The organism is Bradyrhizobium sp. 930_D9_N1_4 (genome assembly GCF_052076015.1).
Classification (GTDB): Bacteria; Pseudomonadota; Alphaproteobacteria; order Rhizobiales; family Xanthobacteraceae; genus Bradyrhizobium.
Window position 1 is genome coordinate 4,057,887 of the sequence record NZ_CP197236.1, and the last position, 19,936, is coordinate 4,077,822.

Annotated in this window: 24 protein-coding genes and 1 tRNA gene; 16 read left to right on the top strand and 9 right to left on the bottom strand. The window is 64.3% G+C overall.

Annotated elements, in window-relative coordinates; all coding sequences use genetic code 11:
* Nucleotides 1–42: 42 nt before the first annotated feature.
* Nucleotides 43–423 carry a hypothetical protein gene (locus AB7532_RS19060; protein ID WP_441236304.1) on the top strand — a complete coding sequence of 127 codons (381 nt, stop codon included), beginning with the start codon at nt 43–45 and terminating at the stop codon, nt 421–423.
* Here AB7532_RS19060 and AB7532_RS19065 read toward each other — a convergent pair.
* Complete coding sequence (locus AB7532_RS19065; RefSeq protein WP_441236305.1) at nt 383–2,047, bottom strand: glycoside hydrolase family 17 protein; 1,665 nt, start codon at nt 2,045–2,047, stop codon at nt 383–385. The genes AB7532_RS19060 and AB7532_RS19065 overlap by 41 nt on opposite strands.
* A gap of 222 nt (nt 2,048–2,269) precedes the next feature.
* Here AB7532_RS19065 and AB7532_RS19070 point away from each other — a divergent pair, with 222 nt between their 5' ends.
* The 3 genes from AB7532_RS19070 (at nt 2,270) to AB7532_RS19080 (ending at nt 6,143) form a co-directional block, all read left to right on the top strand.
* On the top strand, nt 2,270–2,863 hold the full coding sequence (locus AB7532_RS19070; protein ID WP_441236306.1) for a beta-1-3, beta-1-6-glucan biosynthesis protein: 594 nt from the start codon (nt 2,270–2,272) through the stop codon (nt 2,861–2,863).
* A gap of 213 nt (nt 2,864–3,076) precedes the next feature.
* Nucleotides 3,077–5,746, top strand: a complete 2,670-nt coding sequence (locus AB7532_RS19075; protein WP_441236307.1) for a glycosyltransferase — start codon at nt 3,077–3,079, stop codon at nt 5,744–5,746.
* 321 nt (nt 5,747–6,067) lie between these two features.
* Nucleotides 6,068–6,143, top strand: a tRNA-Lys gene (locus AB7532_RS19080).
* 160 nt (nt 6,144–6,303) lie between these two features.
* Here AB7532_RS19080 and AB7532_RS19085 read toward each other — a convergent pair.
* The gene (locus AB7532_RS19085; RefSeq protein ID WP_441236308.1) at nt 6,304–6,957 is read right to left on the bottom strand and encodes a hypothetical protein; all 654 of its coding nucleotides are present in this window, start codon (nt 6,955–6,957) and stop codon (nt 6,304–6,306) included.
* Nucleotides 6,958–7,205: 248 nt separating this feature from the next.
* On the opposite strand from AB7532_RS19085, the gene AB7532_RS19090 reads away from it, so the two are divergent.
* From AB7532_RS19090 to AB7532_RS19105, 4 genes are all read left to right on the top strand, one after another.
* Complete coding sequence (locus AB7532_RS19090) at nt 7,206–7,376, top strand: hypothetical protein (protein ID WP_441236309.1); 171 nt, start codon at nt 7,206–7,208, stop codon at nt 7,374–7,376.
* Between the two features lie 699 nt (nt 7,377–8,075).
* A complete protein-coding gene (locus AB7532_RS19095) occupies nt 8,076–8,990 on the top strand; it encodes a right-handed parallel beta-helix repeat-containing protein (protein WP_441236310.1) in 915 nt (304 codons plus the stop codon).
* Between the two features lie 137 nt (nt 8,991–9,127).
* On the top strand, nt 9,128–9,367 hold the full coding sequence (locus AB7532_RS19100; protein ID WP_441236311.1) for a hypothetical protein: 240 nt from the start codon (nt 9,128–9,130) through the stop codon (nt 9,365–9,367).
* Nucleotides 9,368–9,572: 205 nt separating this feature from the next.
* The gene (locus tag AB7532_RS19105) at nt 9,573–9,818 is read left to right on the top strand and encodes a hypothetical protein (RefSeq protein WP_441236312.1); all 246 of its coding nucleotides are present in this window, start codon (nt 9,573–9,575) and stop codon (nt 9,816–9,818) included.
* Nucleotides 9,819–9,918: 100 nt separating this feature from the next.
* Here the strand turns inward: AB7532_RS19105 and AB7532_RS19110 are convergent, their stop codons facing one another.
* The 3 genes from AB7532_RS19110 to AB7532_RS19120 form a co-directional block, all read right to left on the bottom strand.
* Nucleotides 9,919–10,299, bottom strand: coding sequence for a hypothetical protein (locus AB7532_RS19110; protein WP_441236313.1), 381 nt, complete (start codon nt 10,297–10,299; stop codon nt 9,919–9,921).
* 139 nt (nt 10,300–10,438) lie between these two features.
* Nucleotides 10,439–10,831 carry an NUDIX hydrolase gene (locus AB7532_RS19115; protein WP_441236314.1) on the bottom strand — a complete coding sequence of 131 codons (393 nt, stop codon included), beginning with the start codon at nt 10,829–10,831 and terminating at the stop codon, nt 10,439–10,441.
* A 100-nt stretch (nt 10,832–10,931) separates the two neighbouring features.
* Nucleotides 10,932–12,011, bottom strand: a complete 1,080-nt coding sequence (locus AB7532_RS19120) for an AI-2E family transporter (RefSeq protein ID WP_441236315.1) — start codon at nt 12,009–12,011, stop codon at nt 10,932–10,934.
* A 148-nt stretch (nt 12,012–12,159) separates the two neighbouring features.
* On the opposite strand from AB7532_RS19120, the gene AB7532_RS19125 reads away from it, so the two are divergent.
* The 3 genes from AB7532_RS19125 to AB7532_RS19135 all read left to right on the top strand — a co-directional run bounded on the left by AB7532_RS19125 (nt 12,160) and on the right by AB7532_RS19135 (nt 14,995).
* The gene (locus AB7532_RS19125) at nt 12,160–12,387 is read left to right on the top strand and encodes a hypothetical protein (protein ID WP_441236316.1); all 228 of its coding nucleotides are present in this window, start codon (nt 12,160–12,162) and stop codon (nt 12,385–12,387) included.
* Nucleotides 12,388–12,574: 187 nt separating this feature from the next.
* On the top strand, nt 12,575–12,802 hold the full coding sequence (locus tag AB7532_RS19130) for a hypothetical protein (RefSeq protein WP_441236317.1): 228 nt from the start codon (nt 12,575–12,577) through the stop codon (nt 12,800–12,802).
* Between the two features lie 147 nt (nt 12,803–12,949).
* Nucleotides 12,950–14,995: an acetoacetate--CoA ligase gene (locus AB7532_RS19135; protein ID WP_441236318.1), complete on the top strand. Its 2,046-nt coding sequence runs from the start codon at nt 12,950–12,952 to the stop codon at nt 14,993–14,995.
* A gap of 7 nt (nt 14,996–15,002) precedes the next feature.
* On the opposite strand, the gene AB7532_RS19140 is transcribed toward AB7532_RS19135, so the two are convergent.
* Complete coding sequence (locus AB7532_RS19140) at nt 15,003–15,173, bottom strand: hypothetical protein (protein ID WP_441236319.1); 171 nt, start codon at nt 15,171–15,173, stop codon at nt 15,003–15,005.
* A 247-nt stretch (nt 15,174–15,420) separates the two neighbouring features.
* On the opposite strand from AB7532_RS19140, the gene AB7532_RS19145 reads away from it, so the two are divergent.
* Nucleotides 15,421–15,723: a hypothetical protein gene (locus tag AB7532_RS19145; RefSeq protein WP_441236320.1), complete on the top strand. Its 303-nt coding sequence runs from the start codon at nt 15,421–15,423 to the stop codon at nt 15,721–15,723.
* A 5-nt stretch (nt 15,724–15,728) separates the two neighbouring features.
* On the opposite strand, the gene AB7532_RS19150 is transcribed toward AB7532_RS19145, so the two are convergent.
* Together AB7532_RS19150 and AB7532_RS19155 are read right to left on the bottom strand one after the other, a co-directional pair.
* Nucleotides 15,729–15,962 (bottom strand): hypothetical protein, encoded by a 234-nt coding sequence (locus AB7532_RS19150; RefSeq protein ID WP_441236321.1) that lies wholly within the window; start codon nt 15,960–15,962, stop codon nt 15,729–15,731.
* Nucleotides 15,963–16,298: 336 nt separating this feature from the next.
* Entirely contained in the window at nt 16,299–16,583 is a 285-nt protein-coding gene (locus AB7532_RS19155) for a hypothetical protein (RefSeq protein ID WP_441236322.1), read from the bottom strand.
* 189 nt (nt 16,584–16,772) lie between these two features.
* On the opposite strand from AB7532_RS19155, the gene AB7532_RS19160 reads away from it, so the two are divergent.
* The 3 genes from AB7532_RS19160 (at nt 16,773) to AB7532_RS19170 (ending at nt 18,390) form a co-directional block, all read left to right on the top strand.
* Nucleotides 16,773–17,360, top strand: a complete 588-nt coding sequence (locus AB7532_RS19160; RefSeq protein ID WP_441236323.1) for a formyltransferase family protein — start codon at nt 16,773–16,775, stop codon at nt 17,358–17,360.
* Between the two features lie 195 nt (nt 17,361–17,555).
* Complete coding sequence (locus AB7532_RS19165) at nt 17,556–17,900, top strand: hypothetical protein (RefSeq protein WP_441236324.1); 345 nt, start codon at nt 17,556–17,558, stop codon at nt 17,898–17,900.
* Nucleotides 17,845–18,390: a hypothetical protein gene (locus tag AB7532_RS19170; protein ID WP_441236325.1), complete on the top strand. Its 546-nt coding sequence runs from the start codon at nt 17,845–17,847 to the stop codon at nt 18,388–18,390. The genes AB7532_RS19165 and AB7532_RS19170 overlap by 56 nt, the downstream gene beginning before the upstream one ends.
* 52 nt (nt 18,391–18,442) lie before the next feature.
* On the opposite strand, the gene AB7532_RS19175 is transcribed toward AB7532_RS19170, so the two are convergent.
* Entirely contained in the window at nt 18,443–18,841 is a 399-nt protein-coding gene (locus AB7532_RS19175; protein ID WP_441236326.1) for a RidA family protein, read from the bottom strand.
* A 148-nt stretch (nt 18,842–18,989) separates the two neighbouring features.
* Between AB7532_RS19175 and AB7532_RS19180 the strand changes: the two genes are divergently transcribed.
* Nucleotides 18,990–19,865 (top strand): DMT family transporter, encoded by an 876-nt coding sequence (locus AB7532_RS19180; protein ID WP_441236327.1) that lies wholly within the window; start codon nt 18,990–18,992, stop codon nt 19,863–19,865.
* The last annotated feature ends 71 nt before the right edge of the window (nt 19,866–19,936 follow it).

The window sequence follows — 19,936 nt, forward strand, 5'->3', positions numbered from 1 at the left end:
TGCCCTGTTGCCCCCTTCCGTCATCCCGACCATATTGCGGCCATGACAAAAAAGCCCTTCCGCCTCACGCCCTACCAGGTGCAGTTCCTGATCGTCGTCGGTTTTGCCAGCGTCGGCTATGCGCTCTATCTGCGCTATCTCGGCATCGAGCTCTCGACCACCGGACTGGCCTGCGACGCCGGCTTGCAGACGCTGATCTGCAAGGCGCGCTCGGTCTCGACCGTGCTGTTCAAGAATTCGGTGTTCGGCATTGTCGCACTCGTCGCTGCGACGCTGAACCTGATGCGGCCGTCGATCGTGTTGCTGACCGTCGGCATCATCGCCGCGGGCCTTGGCATCGTGCTCTACAATATCGTGCTGGCGGGCCTTGCGATCGGCCTGCTCATCCTTGGATTTGCTCGGCCCGCGCCCGCCACAGCGTGAGCGCGAACAAGAGATAGATCGCGCAGGTCCACAGCGACTGCCAGTTCTCGCGGCCTTCGTTGAAGAGCACATAGGCCGCGGACAGCGTCAGCACGCCGGCGAAGACCGACTCCGCGATCGGACGCTGGCCGATCTGCGGCCGGTTCAGCATCAACAGCGCGAACGGCACCACCGCCATCGTCAGCGACGCGTAGGGGAAGTCGTGGTAGCGCGGGTCGAACACGAAGGCGAGCGCGGTCTGCGCCGCGATCACGGCGGTCACCGCCAGCGTCAGGCCGAGCACGGCCGTGAGCTTCGACCATTTGCGGCCCTCGCGCGGCCCCAGCAGATCGAGAAAGGTCGGTAGACTCCGGCCGATCACCATCGCCTGCGCACAGAAGATCGGCGACAGGATGCCGGCGAGCAGCAGGACACCCCAATGCAGCCAGCCGGCGATGCCGTAGCTCTCATAGTACATCTTGTCGACGCCGATCCCGAGCAGGATGCCCGCTGATGTCGCCGAGATGGCGACGCCGAGCCACGCCGAGAACCGCGGCGTCCACGGCCGCCTCCGCAGCGTGAGGCCCGCAACTGCGAACACCAGCACGCAGAGGCCCATGCCCGCGCCCATGTACCATTTCCAGAACGGAAAATTGCTGATCGGCTGGCCCGGCGGATATTTCAGGTTCCGGCGCACGGAGTCATAGAGCCCCCAATAACCGCCGACGGTGCCTTCCAGCTTGCGCTTCCAGGGCTGGTCGTAGGACTCGATCAGGTTGACGCGAAACTTGTTGGCTTTCGCAAGACCCAGGATTTCCGAGACGACGCGCGCCTGGTTGGTGCGCGACGGCAGCGCGCCCTCGCGCATGCGCCCTTCGCTCGGCCAACCGGTCTCGCCGATCAGGATCTCCTTGCCGGGGAAGGCCACCGCCATGCGCTCGCGGATCGCCTCGACATGGCTTGCCGCGAACTTCGCCTTGACCGGAATGTCTTCCCAATATGGCAGGATGTGGATCGTGACGAAATCGACGGCGTCATAGATCTCGCGATTCCTGAGCCAGAATTCCCAGACGTCGGCATAGGTCACGGGCACGCTGACCTGCGCCTTCACCGAGCGGATGATGGAGACGAGGTCCGCCGTCGTCATCTCGCCGCGCAGCAGCACCTCGTTGCCGACGATGATGCTGGTGACGGTTCCGGGGAAATCCTTAGAGAGGCGGACCGCGAGCGCGGCCTGCTCAAAATTCTTGGTGCGGTTGCTGGAGAGCCAGATGCCCTGGAGCACCTTCAGCCCGCCGAGCCTGGCGGCGATCGCCGGCACCTGGTCGAGGCCGTTCTCCATCGAATAGGTGCGGACGCAGTCGGTGATCTCCTTGAGCTGGCGCAGATCCTGCTCGATCTGGTCGGCTTCGATATGGGTCCACGCGTTCAGCGGCGTCTGCTCGCCGCGGAACGGCGCGTAGGAGACGCATTGAACCTTGTCGGCGGGATCGATCGGGGCGCGCGCGAGCGTGATCGGCGTGGCAAGCCACCACCACACGGCAGCAATCGCACCCAGTGAGACGAGCAGAAGCGCCAGTGGCGTACGAAGTGAAATCGGTTCCGTCCTCCGCGAGGTGCCGTCGATTACCTGCTCGCAGGCCATCTGCCAAGGGGTGACGAGAGGGACGCCCCGTCCCTCCCCCGAGGAATTTGCCTGCGGCCGTTCGACAGAGGCCTAGGATCGTGACTTTGCTGGACAAAATTCGAAATTCAGGCCATGGACTCGGGAGGACTTTTCCGCCGCATTGGAGACCCATTTGGACGCCATCACCGGCGCGTCCGCGGGATCCTGACGCGGGCGGTCAGCTGATATATTGGGGAATTCATGCGGCAACGGGTGTTCGAGTTACGAAATGCGGTCCTGCGGCAGTTGGCCGCCACCTTGGCCGTCTCCTCCATGCTCCTCCTGGCCGGCGTTGCCGGAGCCTCCGCCCAGAGCGGTACGCCCGCCCCGGATCAGGGCAAGGCCGCCGCCCAGCCCGCCGATGCCGCCGCCAAGGACGCCGCCCAGAACCAGCGCCGTACCGACGAGTTCTCCGAAGCCGCACAAGTCATCAACGGCCCGGCCGGCAATCCCGAATGCGTCTGGCTCGGCCGGCGCGTGGTGCGGCTGATGTGGCGGGACGACCTCGACACCGCGTTCCGCCATCTCGACCTCTACGACCGCTTCGGTTGCCCCGGCGGGCACGTCCAGGCCGCCTTCCGCTGCCTGACCCGGTTCGGCGGCCAGATCGACCCCAAGGTCGCCGAGACCTTGGACAGCCGTGTGCACGCTTGCTGGATCAATCCGGCGGCCCAACCGCAGCAGGCGGCGGCTGCGGCCTCCCAGCCGGCAGCTCCGGCCGCCAACAACGCCCAGCCGCAGCCGGCTGCAAGCCCTTCGCCCGCAGCGAGCCCGTCACCGGCGCCCCCGAAATAGCCGCGATCGTTTCAGCCGCCGTTCAGGAACGATCGTCCATAGACGCGGCTGGCACTGCCGCACACTCCGAAGCGTCACGCCCTCATACGGTCATGAGGGCATGACAGTTGTGAAACCGCGCGGCAGAGGTATGCTCCACTTGCCGCGGACTTGGTCGGATCTCGGGGTCGGATCCGCTGCCCTGCCCCCTCAGCCCCTTTTGGTTTAGCCGCGATGCGCGTTGTCGCCGCCGTTCTGTTGCTCGTGTCCGTGCTTCACGCAGGGCTGTGGGGAGTCTTGCGCGACAAGCAACCTGCGCCTGACTTCAAGGGCCTGTTGCCCAGCGTCTCCTACGCGCCGTTCGAAGGCTCGGCCCACCCCGACATCGACAACATTCCGTCCATCGAGAAAATCCGCGCCGATTTGAAGACGCTGTCGACGATGACGCGCGCGATCCGCCTCTATTCGTCCACCGGCGGCGTCGAGCTGGTGCCGCCGATCGCGGCCGAGTTCGGTATCAAGGTCACCGTCGGCGCCTGGATCGACAAGGACAAGGATCGCAACGAGCGCGAGATCAAGGCCGCCATCGAGCTCGCCCGCAAGAACAGCAACGTCGTCGGCGTCGTGGTCGGCAACGAGGTGATCTACCGCGGCGAGCAGAAGGTCGAAGACCTCATCGACATGATCAAGAAGGTGAAGGGCTCGGTCCGCGTGCCCGTCACCACCGGCGAGATCTGGAACATCTGGCGCGACAATCCCGACCTTGCCTCCAACGTCGACTTCATCGCCGCCCACGTGCTGCCCTATTGGGAAAACTTCCGGTCGGACCAGGCGGTCGACCAGGCCGTCGACCGCTATAACTTGCTGCGCAATCTGTTCCCCGGCAAGCGCATCGTGATCGCCGAATTCGGCTGGCCGAGCCAGGGCTACAATCTGCGCAACGCCGATCCGGGCCCGTTCCAGCAGGCGCTGACCCTGCGCAATTTCGTCAGCCGCGCCGAAGCCATCGGCATGGAATACAACATCGTCGAAGCCATCGATCAGCCGTGGAAATTCTTCGAAGGTGGCGTCGGTCCGTACTGGGGCATCCTGAACGCCAGCCGCGAGCCGAAATTCGCCTGGACCGGCCCGGTCGAGAACCCCGACTACTGGAAGCTGATGGGAATCGCGCTTCTCGTCGGCGTCCTGCTGTCGCTGCCGATCCTGCGGCTGGAGAAGCCGACCGCGAAGCAGGCCTTCCTGCTATCGGCAACCGCCAATGGCGTGGGCGCCTGGACGGCCACCGTGTTCGCGTTCTGGAACGACCATTATTTCATCTTCGGCTCGGCCTTCGCGCTGACGCTCGGCATGATCCTCCTTGTTCCTCTCGTCCTGATTGCGATGGCCCGCATTGACGAGATCGCGGCCGTCGCGTTCGGCCGGCCGCCGCAGCGGCTGCTCGCCAAGGACAAGCCGGTCGAGAACGTCCCGGAAAATTACTACCCGAAGGTCTCGATCCACATCCCCGCCTATTTCGAGCCGGTCGAGATGCTGAAACAGACGCTCGATGCGCTGTCGCGGCTGAACTACCCGAACTACGAATGCGTGGTCATCATCAACAACACGCCCGATCCCGCCTTCTGGCAGCCGATCCAGGACCATTGCCGCGCGCTCGGTGAACGCTTCAAGTTCATCAACGCGGAGAAGGTGCAGGGCTTCAAGGCGGGCGCGCTGCGCATCGCGATGGACCGCACCGCCGTCGATGCCGAGATCATCGGCATTCTCGATGCCGACTATGTCGTCGATCCCGACTGGCTGAAGGACCTCGTGCCGGCCTTTGCCGACCCCAGCGTCGGCCTCGTGCAGGCGCCGCAGGAGCACCGCGACGGCGATCTGTCGATCATGCACTACATCATGAACGGCGAATATGCCGGCTTCTTCGACATCGGCATGGTCCAGCGCAACGAGCTCAACGCCGTCATCGTGCACGGCACGATGTGCCTGATCCGCCGCGCCGCGATGGACATGGCCGGCGGCTGGTCATCCGACACGATCTGCGAGGACTCGGATCTCGGGCTTGCGATCCAGGAGCTCGGCTGGACCACGCACTACACCCGCTACCGCTACGGCCAGGGCCTGCTGCCCGACACCTACGAGGCCTTCAAGAAGCAGCGTCACCGCTGGGCCTATGGCGGCCTCCAGATCGTGAAGAAGCACTGGCGGCAGTTCCTCCCCGGCAAGAGCCGGCTGACGCCCGACCAGAAGCGCGAATACGGCCTGGGCTGGCTGAACTGGCTCGGGGCCGAAAGCCTCGGCGTCGTCGTGGCCCTGCTCAACCTCGTCTGGGTGCCGATCGTCGCCTTCGCCGACATCGCCATCCCCGACAAGATCCTGACGCTGCCGATCATCGGCGCCTTCATCGTCTCGCTCGCGCACTTCCTGTCGATGTATCGCGCCCGCGTCGCGATCAAGCCGGGCCAGATGCTCGGCGCCATGATCGCCGCGATGAGCGTGCAGTGGACGGTGTCGCGCGCGGTCGCGCAGGGTCTCATCACCGAGCACATCGCGTTCGCCCGCACCTCCAAGGGCGGCCTGAGCCGGATGTCGATCGAGTTCCAGGCGTTCTGGGAGGCCGTGATCGGCGCCCTGCTGCTGATCGGCGCCGGCGTGCTGGTCGCGACCAATAGTTTTCGGCAGATCACCGAGATCTACATCTTCGCGGGCGTGCTGGTGCTGCAAAGCCTGCCGTTCCTGGCGGCGGTCGCGATCGCCATCCTCGAGCTCAGCCGCATCAACTCGTTCCAGTTCTGGCGCGACAGCGCGATCCGCACCGCCGAACTGATCGGCCTGCGCCCCGTCGCCCTGCCGAACCCAGCCGGCACGCCGCAGCCGGTGCCGAGCGAGGTCCGGCGCGACGTGAAGTGACGCATCCAAACCTGGGCGCTCAGACCCCGTGATTAAAAGTCATGGGCGCTTTGGGCGTGGATGACGGCGCACCAATCGAGTTGAAAATCCCGGCCTAAACGACGGATACCGCAAGCAATTCCTCGCTCCAGCTACCTCTTTCGGCAGCCGCCCCTGCTATTGACCTCCGCCGCCACTCCCCCTACACAGCGCGGGCCGAAAGCATGATCCGGAAACAGCCGGTTTTTCCCCGCGACGCAGGTTACGCGCAGCGGCAAGACATGCTTCTCGAATGTCCGAAGACGATGGCGATCGACTTTTGAAGCCATCCAGCGGCCATGGGAGCGCGTAGCTCAGCCGGTAGAGCACGTGACTTTTAATCACGGGGTCCTGGGTTCGAGCCCCAGCGCGCTCACCACAGCCAAAGTAAACCTAGCTGAGAAATCAAAGCCGCCCCGCGATTGCTCGCGTCCGCTAATCGGTTGCCAGGCTGCCCGTCAGGGATTGCCGCACGCAAGCTGCTTGCGATGACGGAAAATCCCGTGCGCAACGCTTGCGTCTCGCTGCGTGAGCTGCCCTCAGCTCTCCGGCGCCGCAGCCGGCACGGTCAGCGGCGCGCCGCCGACCGAAATCGGCCCTACCGATTTCGGCTGCCGAACCATCCGCTTGCGCATCGCCGCCGACAGTCCGTAGCGCGCATTCGCGCGTCGAATGGAGGACGTGACGTCCGACGTCACGACGTTTTGCAACGAGTCGATCTTCGCGATCAGCGTCGACAGCTGCGACGATATCTTCCTCACATCGACCCGTTCGTCCGTGATGCTCTGGCGCAGGGACAGCAGCACCATCGAATCCTGCTGCTGCCGAACCGCATTTTGCTGCAAGGCGGAGTTGCTTTCCTGGAGCGAAGCGGTGTGTTGCTGCTGGGCCGACTGGATATCCTTCAAGGCGGCGACCACCGGATCCGGTTTCGGCGCGGAAGCGTCCCGGCGCGGAAGCAGTTCGGCCAGGCTGCCGACAGCCGCGGACTGAAAATCGGACGGCAAGGTGTAGATCGCCGCCGCGCCATTGATGGCCAAGGCGCAGACCGACAAGGCCAAGACCCGGCTGGAGCGCCTGGGCGGCGCCGGCACTTCCGGGACGGCCGATTCGGGCGCTGCGGCGAGCGCGAGTGCTGCGGGGTCGAGTTCTTCGACGAGGCCCTGCGCTTCGGATGTCGTGGTCATCTGCATTGACCTCATGAGTGGGCAAAAGGAGGCCATCGCCGGAACGTCCTCGTGACGCCTCCTTTACGCAGCACTCACTTACGCAACTGCCTAAAATTGTGAGCTTTTTGGCTTAATTCCACGTTAGCGACGTCGCCGTTCGGCCTGCCCGGCCACCCCGGCCGAATACGGTGTCCATGCGATGGAACCGCGCGACAAGGCCGCAGACAACTGTCGCAAAAGGTGTAAGATTCGGGGAAACAGGGAGGAACGGCATGTTTGAAATCAGCGGTTTCGACACGGCAGGCATCGTCAGCCTCAAGCGGCTCTCGCTTGAGGCCGCCCTCAAGAAGGCCAGGGAGCTCGTCCAGGACGGGTGCTGGGACGTTCAGATCGTCGATCCCGCTGGCCGGGTCTACACATCATTCGAGGAGCAGGCCGCTTAGCTGCCCTGCCATCGCAGGCAGCCGAAATGGAAAACCCCAGCGCCTGGTAGGGAGCGCTGGGGCGTTTTCAAAATATCAATCGGTAAAGCAATGAGGCCTTCATAGCAGTGGCCTCGCCGATCATGTGTGAACTGGTTCACACGTCTCCCGATTTTTCGACATTATCCGCCTCGGCCGACGTTGGACGAGGCACTGTTGAGCCAGCGCCGCGTTGCCTCGTCGCTCCAGCCCGGGACCGCGAAGCGCGCGCGAGAATTCACGTCCGGACCGGGACGGTCGACCGGAGGATGGCGTGTCGCGGAATCGCGCACGCCGGCGTGATGCACCGTTGCGGCGCTTGCCGACGTGCAGAGGACGATCAAGAGGCCCATGGCCAAAACGCAGCGCATCGTATCGGCTCCCATCGAGCAACCGTTCCAGCTGATGTGATACGCCGCCCGTCCCGCCGCAATCTGACGCGGCTTCACAGCTACGAGATGCGAAGGCAGCGCTCCCTGCGATGGCGGCAACCGGCACGCCATGCCGTTGCCGATCAACCTGTTTGGGAGCACGCCCTCTCCCGGCGCGCAGACGCCGCTCAGGGAGCTAGTCGATACTCGCCGCTCGACAGCACAGGAAAAACCAGCGCTTCAACCCTTCGGTTGAGGTGCCCGATCTGCAAAACCACAATCATGCGACCGCACCCAAGGGGAGATTGAGATGCGTCGCATTGTTTCGTTGGTTCTATTTTTTGGATTGGCAATAAGCTCGCTCGCCACGGCTCCGGCCCAGGCCCAGGCCACCCGCACCTGGGTCTCCGGCGTTGGCGACGACGTCAATCCGTGCAGCCGCACCGCCCCGTGCAAGACCTTTGCGGGTGCCATCTCGAAGACCGCCGCCGGAGGCGAAATCAACTGCCTGGATCCCGCCGGCTACGGCACTGTGACGATCACGAAATCGATGACTATCTCCTGCGAAGGAGTAACCGGGAGCATCCTCGGATCGTTCACCAACGGCATCAACTTCAACGGCCTCCCAACAGACTACCTCGTTGTGAAAGGCCTCGACATCGAAGGAGGCGGAAACGGGCTTAACGGAATCAACTTCCTTGCAGGCGGATTCCTTCACGTCGAGGATTGCAACATCCGTCATTTCACCGGCAGCGGGATCCTGATCCAGCCGACCAGCAGCGCAAGATTTGCGATCTCCCGGACCACGCTGTTCAGCAATGGCGGCGTCTCGACCGGTGCCGGCGTTCGCATCGCCCCCAGCTCGGGGACGATGAAGGGTACGATCGAATGGGTCCTGGCGGACCGCAATACCTACGGCATCGCCGTCGACGGAACCACCGGCGTTTCCGCGCTCACCGTTGCCATCCGCGACAGCGTGATGACCGACAACTCAAATGCGGCCCTTGTGGCAGTGGGCGCCAAGACGATTGCTCATGCAACCAGATCGTCGATGACCAACAGTGCGACGGGCGTTCAGAATGCGGAAGGCGCCACCATCAGGGTCGGCTCGTCCACGATCATCGGCAATGTCCTCGGCGTGAGCGCGAACGTGACGTCCTACGGCAACAACGAGCTCAACGGCAACACCACCGACGGCACGATGGCGGCGATCGCCTTGCACTAGGACGCCGCCGGACCGATGCCTCCAGGAGAATCCGCCGGCGGCAACGGCCGGCGGTGGCCTGACGAAGGATGATACCGTGCCCCGGATTGAGCCATCGACGTCGGCACGCTAGCATGAGCCTTTTTAAGGAGGCTCATTTGAAAACGATCATTTTCATCGCCGCGATCGCGCTCCTTGCCACCGCCCCGGCGCGTTCACAGGGGCTGGTCGATCCCAACAAGGTTGCCCCTGAGTATCGCGAGGCGGCCGAGAAGCGCCGGGCCGAGCAGATGCGGCAGCGCGAATGCGCACTGAAGGCGGATCTCGATAAGGTGCTGCCGAGGGATCGCACCGCCTATCTCAACCATTGCCTGGAGACGCTGGCGGCCAGGCAATAGCGACTGGCGGTTGAACCCGCCAAGTCCATCGCCCGTCGCGACCCATCGTCACCGCTCGGCCGAGCGTCGCAGGAGCCGTCGATCAAGTCGCGCGTGCGTTCAACCTTTCTTCAGACATTTGCGCTCACCCTGCACGTCCATTTCCAATCATCATTGTTGTGCGCAGATGAGTTCGGTTCAGGTTCAGTGCACGCGGTGCAAGGGCGTGTTTCGCGATCACGCCAGGCGATTGCAGGACGGCTATTCCAGGCAATGTCCGGGCTGCGAGGTGGTGCTGTTCTTCGCCGAAGATTCGCAGCATCCCTTCGTCAAGCGCGCGATGCGTGATGCGCGCAAGGTCCGCAAGCTGCTGCGCGAGGCCGAGGCGGCAAGCATCTCGGAGCCGCAGTCTCAGAAGACCCCGTCGCGGCGATTTGCCGGGCGCACACGCTCGGCGCAGAGATCCGACTAAGTTCGCGCCTGTCGTCGTACGAATGCAAACCGCCGGCCAGCGCGAAATCACGCTGCCGGCGGCAGGGCTTTGACAAGGCTGACGAAGCGGAGCGCAGGGCTCAGTAGCGCCGATAATAGGGCTTGTTCTGGAATTGATCCGGCACCGTACCGTTGGGGTAGCAACGGCCGTCGCGGGTATCGAGGTCCGCGCCATCGGTGCACGGCACCGGACGCCTGCGGGTTCCGTAGTATGGCCGGGGCTGCGCATATCCCTGCTGGTAATATCCCTGCATCGCAGCCTGATCTTCCGGACGCAGATAGCCGTTCGGATAGCACATGCCGTCACGGGCGCTGAGGTCCCAATGGTCGCCGCACGGCGGCGGATGCCGCGGCACGCCGCGATCGCGATACTGCACCTCGAGCGGACGCTCGGCAGCTGCGGTCGGCGCCGGTGCGCCGGCTTGAAGGGCAAGGATCGTGGCGATCGTGGCAATCAACATTGAGTTTCCTCCTGACGGCAGAACGATGGCCGCGTCGCACTGAATGCCACATGAACGCTGCAGCAACCAGCGGCGGTCATCATCGCGTTCGGGATCAGCGGGCAATTTGTCGCACCTTGTCGCAACGACCGCCCGCTCCTCACCGGCGCCGCGGCTTCCTTGGAAACAGGCGATCGCGGATGTAGCGCGAAGTCGCGGTCAGGCGGATGCCGCGCGGCTTCTGCCAGGCGGCGCGGTCGATCTCGTTCTTGTCGCCGATCGCGAGCCTGCCCTTGGCGCCCTTGGCGATGAAGATCGCGTCGTTCATCTTGCGGCCTGAGCGCTTGTTCCTGGCCGTCACTTCCTTCCAGAGGCTGATCCGGCCGAGCTTCAGCTTGGGCAGCTCCTCCTTGATCTCCCGACGCAGGCAGTCCTTGTCGGACTCGCGCGCACGTTTGCGGCCGCCCGGGAACATCCACAGGCCGTCCGACCGGCGTCTGACCAACAATACCTTGCCGCGCTTCGCTGCAACCAGCTTGGAAGACTTCGCCATTACAATCGTAGGCTCGAAAACTAGAATCTGGCCTATCGTAACTTGTCTAGCCGAATAGACAAGTTCAGCCGAAGCCTTGCTCACAGCCCGCGTGAGAAGCTCAACCCTCGCGCGCTGCCGCCCGGTCCTCGGTCCTGATCCAGGCCATCATCATCTCCCAGGCCACCGACAGGATGATCGGCCCGATGAACAGGCCAACGATGCCGTGGGCCAGCGTGCCGCCAATCACGCCGACGAAGATCACGATGGTGGGTGTGGTGAGGCCGCGGCCCATCACCAGCGGCTTCAGCATGGTGTCGATGAAGCCGACGAGCACCAGAAACACCGTGAGCAGCAGCGCCGTGGTGACGTCCTTGGCGGTCCAGATCCAGATGATCACCGGCAGCAGGACGAGGAAGGCGCCGATCTGGACGATCGAGAGCAGCAGCACGATGAAGGCGAGCAGGCCCGCGCTCGGCACGGCCGCAAGCTTGAAGCCGATGCCGGCCAGCAGCGCCTGCACGATCGCGACGCCGATCACGCCCTGCGCCACGGCGCGGATGGTGGCGCCCGCAAGCTCCAGGAAATGCTCGCTCTGCTCGGGCACGATGCGAAACAGGAAGCCGCGGCCGGCCGCGACGAGGCGCGGACCATGCGGAAACAGGAAGCCGGCGACGAACACCGAGACCAGAAACTGAAGCGTTCCGAGGCTGGCGTCTCCGGCGAGCCCCAACAATGGTCCCGCAAGCGGCTGAAGATAGGGCGCGACCTCGCGCAGCACCGCGCGGATGTTGTTGTAGGCCTGCTCCCAGAGCTCGAACAGCCAGGGGCCGACGAGCGGCCAGGATTTGAGCTGCTCCGGCGCCGACTGGAGCGCGAGATCCCCGGTGCCGAGCTGGCGGGCCAGCTCGCGCACGCCGTCGACCGCGCTGAGGCCGAGCCAGGTCGCGGGGCCGATGACGATGCCGAGCGTGATCAAGGTGAGGATCACGGCCGCGGTCTTCGGCCGGCCGCCAAGGATTTTCGCGACCCAGCTGAAGGCCGGATAGAACGCCACTGCGAGCACGCCGCTCCAGGCCAGGATCGGCACGAACGGACGGATGATCAGGAAGGTCCAGATGATCAGCAGGCCAAGCAGGCCGACCCGGATGACGAGCTGGATGATGTCCTCGCCCGTCAGGAGCTGACGGAGACTTTTCACGGGCACGGCTTTCCTTGCGGCATTGACGCGGGTTCCGGCGCTTGCGCGGCCCAGCGTTATTGCCAGCCAGACATCCGGCGTCAAGACGACGGGACCGCCTTCCGCCCGAGGATTAGGAACGCTTCGGCCCAAAGCGCATTTCGAAGTGATGCCGCGCCGCTCCAAACAGCCTGATCACCCCTCCGGCATTCATCGCGGCATACACTATGCGCTCGAGCCAAACGCCGCGCCCGGCTTCTGGCGCTACGCTTATGCGATCCGCGACCGGGTCCGGTCCGGCCGGGTGCAGGCCAAATTGCCGCTGCTCGCGGTCAGGCGCGTACGGATGCGCATCGACCGGGACATGCGGGGTGACCGGACCGAGGCGACGAGGTGAAATCCAGCCGCGGGATCAAGCGCGCGCCTGGACCCGCGGGCGGCGCAATTTGGACTGACGGGCCGCCTCGCGCCTGCGCGCCGGGTTTGGCTAACGACCATTAACCGGATTTCCCGAGGCCGGTTTACGCGGCTGCAAAGGCTCGCACCTACCCTTCCCGCAACGCATCCGGGAATACTGATTTGCAATGGCCAACAGCATCTGGACGACCGAAGAATTCACCTGCACCGGTTGCAGCATGAACTACACCGCGACACGCGAAGAGCACAGCGAAGCGCACAGCGGCCACTTCAAATGCAGCATCTGTAGCGGCGTGGTGCACAGCTGGTCCGGCAAGCATCACTTCTTCGGTTGGCGGGCTGTAAAGGCCAAGCCACCGGTGTTCGGACGGCGCTGGGCCGGCGTGCAGTGGTAGGCTGAGGCGGCACGTCCCTTGGAAGGTCGGTAGCCCGATTGAAGCGCGGCACCTCGACGCTGCCATTGCGCTCTGCACGAACTGCGGCTTCTGCTCCCTTGCGGCACCGGGTAAGCTCTCCCTCCCCGCAACAGAATCCGATACGCAATGACCGCTCCTTTCGTTCCCCAGATCGCCCTCTACCGCAACTGGCTCGCCACGCAGCGCGGCCTCTCCTTCTCGAATTACGAGGAGATGCGGCAATGGTCGGTGCGCGATCTCGATGCGTTCTGGCGCAGCATCTGGGACTATTACGATCTGCAATCGCCGACGCCGTTCGAGGCCGTGATCACCGAGCGAAAGATGCCGGGCGCGGTCTGGTTTCCCGGCGCGCAGGTCAATTACGCGCGGCAGGTGTTCCGGCATGTCGATGCCGCGCATGCCGCCGGCCTGCCCGCGATCGTCAGCTGCGGCGAGGACGGCAAGCTCAACGAGACCAGCTGGCCGGAGCTGCGGCGCAAGGCGGCCGCGCTGGCGCTGCATCTCAAGGACAAGGGTATCAAGCCCGGCGACCGCATCGCGGCCTATCTGCCCAACATCCCCGAGACCATCATTGCGTTCCTCGCAAGCGCCAGCATCGGCGCGGTCTGGAGCGTGTGCGCGCCCGACATGGCCGCGCCGGCCGTGATCGATCGCTTCAAGCAGATCGCGCCGAAAGTGCTGATCGCCTGCGACGCCGTCACCTATGCGGGCCGCAAGCACGACCGCAAGGACGTCGTCGCGGAGCTGCGCCGATCGCTGCCGACGGTCGAGCATGTCATCCTGCACAGCGAGGCCGCGCCCGCAGCGACGGACGTCCTGCTCTCCGACATCACCGCGAGAACCGGTGTCGCGATCGACGCGTTCGAGCCGATGTGGTTGCCGTTCGATCATCCGCTCTGGATCGTCTATTCCAGCGGCACCACCGGCCTGCCGAAGCCGATCGTGCATGGCCATGGCGGCATCGTCATCGTGGTGCTGGCGCTGCTCGGCCTGCACAACGACCTCGGCTGCTCCTATCACGAGAACTCGTTCGGCGAGCGCTATCACTGGTACTCGTCGACCGGCTGGATCATGTGGAATAGCCAGATCGGCGGCCTGCTCAGCGGCACCACCTGCTGCATCTTCGACGGCAGCCCCGGCGGCGCCAGGGACAAGCCGGACTGGACCACGTTGTGGCGCTTCGTGGCGCAGTCGAAGGCGACCTTCTTCGGCGCCGGCGCGGCATTCTTCGCCAATTGCGCCAAGGCCGAAATCGATCTGACCGCTGCCGGCGACCTGTCGCGGCTGCGCTGCCTCGGCTCCACCGGCTCGCCGCTCAGCGCCGATACGCAAGCGTGGTTCAACGACCGTTTCGCTGCGCTGTCGAAAACCAACGGCAGCGACGCGCAGGCCGACATCTGGTGGGCGAACATCTCGGGCGGCACCGATTTTGCCGGCGCCTTCATCGGTGGCAACCGCGAGCTGCCGCAGACGCCGGGCGCGATGCAGTGCCGCCTGCTCGGCGCTGCCGTCGAAGCCTTCAGCGAACAGGGCCGCGCCGTCATCGACGAGGTCGGCGAGCTCGTCTGCACCGAGCCGATGCCCTCGATGCCGCTCTATTTCTGGAACGACGAGGGCGATGCGCGCTATCGCGCCAGCTATTTCGAGACCTACCCCGACAATTTCGACGGCAGCGGCCGGGGGCCGGTGTGGCGGCACGGCGACTGGCTCAAGGTCAATCCGGACGGCTCCTGCGTCATCTATGGCCGCAGCGATGCCACCATCAACCGGCACGGCCTGCGCATGGGCACGAGCGAGCTCTATTCCGCGATCGAAGCCTTGCCCGAGGTGCTGGACTCGCTCGTCGTCGACCTCGAATATCTCGGCCGCGACAGCTACATGCCGCTGTTCGTGGTGCTGCGCGAGGGCATTGCTTTCGACACCGCGATGCAAGCCAGGATCAACAAGGCGATCGAGGCCGGCCTCTCCCGCAGATTCCTGCCGAACGAGATCTTCGCGGTTGCCGAAATCCCGCGCACCCTCTCCGGAAAGAAGCAGGAGTTGCCGATCAAGAAGCTGCTGCTCGGTCACCCCGTTGAGAAGGTCATCAACAAGGAAGCGATGGCCAATCCCGCCTGCCTCGACTGGTATCTTGCCTTTGCGCGCGACTATCTCGCGCGCACCGCAGCGTAAGTCGCAATCAGGCGCCGCCGAAATTGGAGGGATCGAGATTCCTGTTCTCCGAAGGCGGGATCGGCGGCCAGCCCGGGAATTTGTACCAGCCGGGCGGCACCGGCGCGTCGTCAGGCAGGCGGACGACGACGTGGTGACGCGGGCGAACGTGATGCGCCGGCGCTGCCGCGACGGACACGCATGTTGAAATCAAGAGGGTCAAGATCAGGACGGTTCGCATCGAGCGTACTCCAGACGCCACCCGGACCCTGATGTAGTGCGGGAACCACCGGCGAACGATGCACCGCAACGTCACGATGCCTCACTTCGGCGGCATCGTCGGTACCGGAGGCTCCGCAGATCGACCCAATTGCGCCGATGCTGTTTGGAGTCCGTTCACCGATCGCCGCTAGATCAGGACGCATCCTCTGCAACCAACAGCAGCCATGGCCGACCTCAACGCCGTCCTCACCAGACTCAACGATCGTCTGCTCCGCCTCGAGGGCGAGCTGTTCGTGCTGCGCTCGCTGGCGCGCGCAACGCTGACGGCGGGCGACGACCATGCACAGCGGATGCGTAAGCTGGTCGAGGCCGCAAAGGTCGCGCTCGACGACGAAGCCAAGCGCGAACTCGACAAGCCGACACGCAAATATGTCGATGCGGCAACCGCGCTCGTGGAAGAATTGCTGGTGGAGCCGACCCCTGCGCGACCGCTGTTCACCGTGATCGATGGCGGCCGGCGCGACTGAGTGGGTCAGATCGGACGTGTCGTCGCGATATCCGCGGCCGCAGCCTTCAGCCGGCTGAGGCCCGCCTCGATGATTGCGATCTCCTCGTCGATCTTGCCGATCGGCAGGCTGAAATCGTAGCCGGACCTGCTCTTCAGATCGACTGCGAGCCGCTGCCTGTGCATCATCAGCTCGTCGAGGCCACGGCGGTTCTTCAGCCGCACATAGGCGTCCACGATCTGCTCAATTGCGCTCGGCATGAAATCCGTCCCGGCAAAAAAGCCCGCGCGGCGCACCCACGCGGCGGAGCATTTTTGGTGTCGCGGTACGCAATACAAATCCGCGACGGATTCGTCGATACGCCCGGTTGGTTGAGAACGTGTTACCGTCTGATGATTTCGTGATGCGCGGCATGAAAAAGCCGCTGGCGTGATCGCGCCAGCGGCTAAAGCCGGGTTCGAAAACGGATCCGGAATGAAATTTGGCCAGCCCCGGTCCCTGCGTTCTACCCGCACACAACAGATTCCTTTGTTAAAAATGAAACAGAGGAACCGGAAAATCCATCATTTGCTGCTCACCGTGGCCGCGCGGCAACGCTAATCGACAACGCAAAAATATTTACGCGGCAGCCTGCGGTAGGCGCTGTAGCGGTAGTACGGCCTGTAGGCGTAGCCGCGATAGATCGCGGGCGGCTCCTCGCCGTAATAGGCGCGGTGGTAGAAATTGTAGGGAACCCCTTCGGCGCAACGATAAGAATCCCAGGTCGGGCCGATGAAGGGCGCGACCCCGATCTCGGGCGGGACCGCCGGGTATGGCCCGTCGGCATGGGCGGGCGCGGCCGCGATCAATGTCGCGAGAAGGAAAAACCAAGCGCTTCGCATTTGTCGCTCCTGATACGGTCCACTGCGCGCATGGAAGCACCGGGACTGCCGGCCGCGCAATCGCGGAATTCGGCGTGTTCGACGCCCGGCGCATTGTTGATAACCGCCGCAAACGCCCCACAGGTGGTGACAGGGCGTCCGGACGTGTTATCGGGTGGATGACGCAGTTGCGAGACGGAACGGACACCCATGCGCATCACCCTTGTCGGCTCCCGCCATTTCGGCGTGACCACCCTGAACATGCTCCGGGAGCACGGCGTCTCGATCGCGCGGGTCGTCGTGGCCGAGGCCGAGGATCGCCTCGCTGCGACCGCTCAGGCGGCCGGCATCGAGGTGGTGGTCCAGGCCAACCCGAAGCTGGTGGTGGCCTCCGAGATCGCCCCCGACACCGATCTGATCATCACCGCCCATAGCCACGCCCGGATCGGGAAGGACGCGCTGGCCGCCGCCAGGCTCGGCGGCATCGGCTATCACCCCTCGCTGCTGCCGCGTCACCGCGGCAAGGCTGCGGTGGAATGGACCATCAAGGAAGGCGACCCGATCGCCGGCGGCACGATCTACCATCTTGCCGACCGCATGGACGCCGGCGCCATTGCTGCCCAGGAGTGGTGCTTCGTCAAGAAGGGCGAAACGGCGCGGGAGCTCTGGGAGCGCGCGCTTGCCCCCCTCGGCCTCAAGCTGCTGGCCGACGTGATCGACTACGCCAAGGTCCACAAGGCACTGCCGTCCAAGACTCAGGACGAGCAATTCGCGACCTCGGCCCCAAGCCTCTCCTGAAGCCTTTCCTGAGTCGCTCCCGACGTTTACCCTTAACGTGAGGGGGCGTTGATTTTACTTCGAAAATTGGAGCCGGAAACACAAATAAACCATTGTTTCCACAGGAACAATTTTCGATTTGGCATTGCAACAAATTTCCGTCACATTTGGTCCAGATAAGCGACAGCATATCAGACACATTCAAGGACGGAATTCATGCGTTTTGCTCGCATCGCGGCGTTCTGTGCCGCTTCAGTTATCACCCTCGCCGCTCCCGCCTTAGCCCAGACTCCCTATGACGGCAACTGGCAGGTCACCATCGTCACCAAGACCGGTTCCTGCGAGCCGAGCGCAAGCTCCATGCTGACGGTTGCCGACGGCAAGATCACCGCCCCCGGCGCTAACGTTTCCGGCACCATCGGCAGTGGGGGTCTTGTGAAAGTTTCGATCAATGGTGCATATGCCAACGGTCAACTCAACGGCAACGCCGGATCGGGGAAGTGGAATGGAGCATCTGCAGGCATACCGTGCAGCGGGCGGTGGGAAGCATCGCGCCAATAAACCTATCGAGGCTCGCGCTTGGAACCGGCGGCTGCTGATTGCGGCCGCGGTTTTGTTTGCGGCGGGGATCACCAATTCTGAAAGCAGGGCCCAGTCCGGCCCGTTCGCCCCGCTGGCCGGCAGCTGGAGCGGCACCGGCACCGTCACCCTCGACGACGGCTCGACGGAGCGGATCCGCTGCCGGGCCAAATACGCCCCGATCGGACCGACCATGGAAATGTCGCTGACCTGCGCCAGCGACGCCTACAAGTTCAACCTCGGCGCCAACGTCAGGTCTGAAGGCAGCGCCGTCTCCGGCAGCTGGACCGAGGCCAGCCGCAACATCTCCGGCTCGCTCCAGGGCCGCGGCGCCGGCGGGAACTACGATTTGGTCGCCTCCACCGCCGGCTTCAACGCCAACATCTCGCTGAAGACGACCGGCAACAAGCAGAACGTCACGATGCGCGCGGACAGCCAGTTCCGTGGCGCCAACATTTCGCTGACGAAGTAAGCCAGCACGAGATCACGACGATCGACCCGGCGATCTCGCCGGGTCGATTTTTTTATGCGTTCGGCACGAACGCCGTGACCTCGATCTCGACCTTGGCGCGCTCGTCCACGAGACCGCCGATGTAGAGCAGCGTCGAGGGCGGGAAATTCCGCCCGAGCGTTTCTTTCCAGGCCGCCCCGATCCCGGCGCCCGCGGCCTCGTATTCGCTGCGGCTGGTCAGGTACCAGGTCAGGCGGACGATGTGTTCGGGACCGGCACCGGCCTCGCCCAGCAGCTTGATGATCCGTTTCAGCGCGGCTCCGACCTGTGCGGCCATGTCAGGCGCATATGCACCAGCGTCGTCGCCGCCGGTCTGACCGGCCAGCACCACCCAGCGGCCCGGGCCTTCCGCCACGACGCCATGAGAGAAGCCGCGCGGTTTCTTCCATTCGGCCGGCTGCAAGATTTGCATGAGCGAGTATCTCCCTTTTCTTGTTGTTCGATGAAGCCTTAGCACGTAGCGCTGCATCGCTGCATCCGCAGATTTGGCCGTTGCAAACGCCGGCGATGTCGCCGATACCGGCCGTCCCCTCAAGGCTTGATCTCCCGCACCCGCACCGATGACCGCGACACCGTCCAAAACCAGGGCTGCACTGTGGATGGCCGGCTGGCTGGCACTGATGCTGGTCATGGCGGTGGCCGGACGCGAGACCACGCGCGAGCTCAACGTCTTTCAAATTATGGAAGTGCGCTCGGTGATCGGGTTCACGCTGCTGCTTCCGCTCATCTACCGCAGCGGCGGTTTCAGGTCGGTCGCGACCAAGCGACTGCCCCAGCATCTCGCGCGCAACGGCGTCCATTATTTTGCGCAGCTCGGCTGGTTCTACGCCCTGACGCTGATCGGAATCGGCCAGGTCGTCGCGATCGAATTCACCATGCCGATCTGGACTGCCCTGCTCGCCGCGACCTTCCTGGCCGAGCGCATGACCGCCTGGAAGATCGCCGCCGTCGTGCTTGGCGTGGTCGGCGTCGTCATGATCGTGCGGCCCGCCACCGGCGAAATCAATCCGGGCCAGCTGATCGCGCTCGGGGCCGCGATCGGCTTCAGCATCTCCATGATCCTGGCCAAGTCGCTGACCCGGACCGAGAGCGCATTGTCGATCCTGTTCTGGATGATCGTGGTGCAATTCGTCGTGGGCCTGGTGCCGACCCTCTTCATCTGGACCTGGCCATCACCTCAGATGTGGGGCTGGCTCTTCGTCATCGGGGTCTGCGGCACATTCTCGCACTACTGCCTCGCCAGCGCGCTCCGCTACGCGGATGCGACCATCGTGGTGCCGATGGACTTCCTGCGGGTTCCACTGACGGCCACTGTGGGCTGGCTGCTCTATTCGGAGCGGCTCGACGCCTGGACGGTTTTCGGCGCCGCGCTGATCCTGTGCGGCAACCTCCTGAATTTGAAGCCCGCACCGCCGGTTCCCGCCCGCGCGCAGTGAACCAAACCCCGCCTTGCGCGACAAATCAAAGTGGTCGAGTGTGATTTGAATCACGTTGGAGGGGCATCCCA

Excerpts from the sequence above, each read along its gene's own strand:
- AB7532_RS19060 (WP_441236304.1), top strand. The coding sequence starts at position 43 with ATGACAAAAAAGCCCTTCCGCCTCACGCCCTACCAGGTGCAGTTCCTG.
- AB7532_RS19065 (WP_441236305.1), bottom strand. The coding sequence starts at position 2,047 with ATGGCCTGCGAGCAGGTAATCGACGGCACCTCGCGGAGGACGGAACCG.
- AB7532_RS19070 (WP_441236306.1), top strand. The coding sequence starts at position 2,270 with ATGCGGCAACGGGTGTTCGAGTTACGAAATGCGGTCCTGCGGCAGTTG.
- AB7532_RS19075 (WP_441236307.1), top strand. The coding sequence starts at position 3,077 with ATGCGCGTTGTCGCCGCCGTTCTGTTGCTCGTGTCCGTGCTTCACGCA.
- AB7532_RS19085 (WP_441236308.1), bottom strand. The coding sequence starts at position 6,957 with ATGCAGATGACCACGACATCCGAAGCGCAGGGCCTCGTCGAAGAACTC.
- AB7532_RS19090 (WP_441236309.1), top strand. The coding sequence starts at position 7,206 with ATGTTTGAAATCAGCGGTTTCGACACGGCAGGCATCGTCAGCCTCAAG.
- AB7532_RS19095 (WP_441236310.1), top strand. The coding sequence starts at position 8,076 with ATGCGTCGCATTGTTTCGTTGGTTCTATTTTTTGGATTGGCAATAAGC.
- AB7532_RS19110 (WP_441236313.1), bottom strand. The coding sequence starts at position 10,299 with ATGTTGATTGCCACGATCGCCACGATCCTTGCCCTTCAAGCCGGCGCA.
- AB7532_RS19115 (WP_441236314.1), bottom strand. The coding sequence starts at position 10,831 with ATGGCGAAGTCTTCCAAGCTGGTTGCAGCGAAGCGCGGCAAGGTATTG.
- AB7532_RS19125 (WP_441236316.1), top strand. The coding sequence starts at position 12,160 with ATGCCGCGCCGCTCCAAACAGCCTGATCACCCCTCCGGCATTCATCGC.
- AB7532_RS19130 (WP_441236317.1), top strand. The coding sequence starts at position 12,575 with ATGGCCAACAGCATCTGGACGACCGAAGAATTCACCTGCACCGGTTGC.
- AB7532_RS19135 (WP_441236318.1), top strand. The coding sequence starts at position 12,950 with ATGACCGCTCCTTTCGTTCCCCAGATCGCCCTCTACCGCAACTGGCTC.
- AB7532_RS19145 (WP_441236320.1), top strand. The coding sequence starts at position 15,421 with ATGGCCGACCTCAACGCCGTCCTCACCAGACTCAACGATCGTCTGCTC.
- AB7532_RS19150 (WP_441236321.1), bottom strand. The coding sequence starts at position 15,962 with ATGCCGAGCGCAATTGAGCAGATCGTGGACGCCTATGTGCGGCTGAAG.
- AB7532_RS19155 (WP_441236322.1), bottom strand. The coding sequence starts at position 16,583 with ATGCGAAGCGCTTGGTTTTTCCTTCTCGCGACATTGATCGCGGCCGCG.
- AB7532_RS19160 (WP_441236323.1), top strand. The coding sequence starts at position 16,773 with ATGCGCATCACCCTTGTCGGCTCCCGCCATTTCGGCGTGACCACCCTG.
- AB7532_RS19165 (WP_441236324.1), top strand. The coding sequence starts at position 17,556 with ATGCGTTTTGCTCGCATCGCGGCGTTCTGTGCCGCTTCAGTTATCACC.
- AB7532_RS19170 (WP_441236325.1), top strand. The coding sequence starts at position 17,845 with ATGGAGCATCTGCAGGCATACCGTGCAGCGGGCGGTGGGAAGCATCGC.
- AB7532_RS19175 (WP_441236326.1), bottom strand. The coding sequence starts at position 18,841 with ATGCAAATCTTGCAGCCGGCCGAATGGAAGAAACCGCGCGGCTTCTCT.
- AB7532_RS19180 (WP_441236327.1), top strand. The coding sequence starts at position 18,990 with ATGACCGCGACACCGTCCAAAACCAGGGCTGCACTGTGGATGGCCGGC.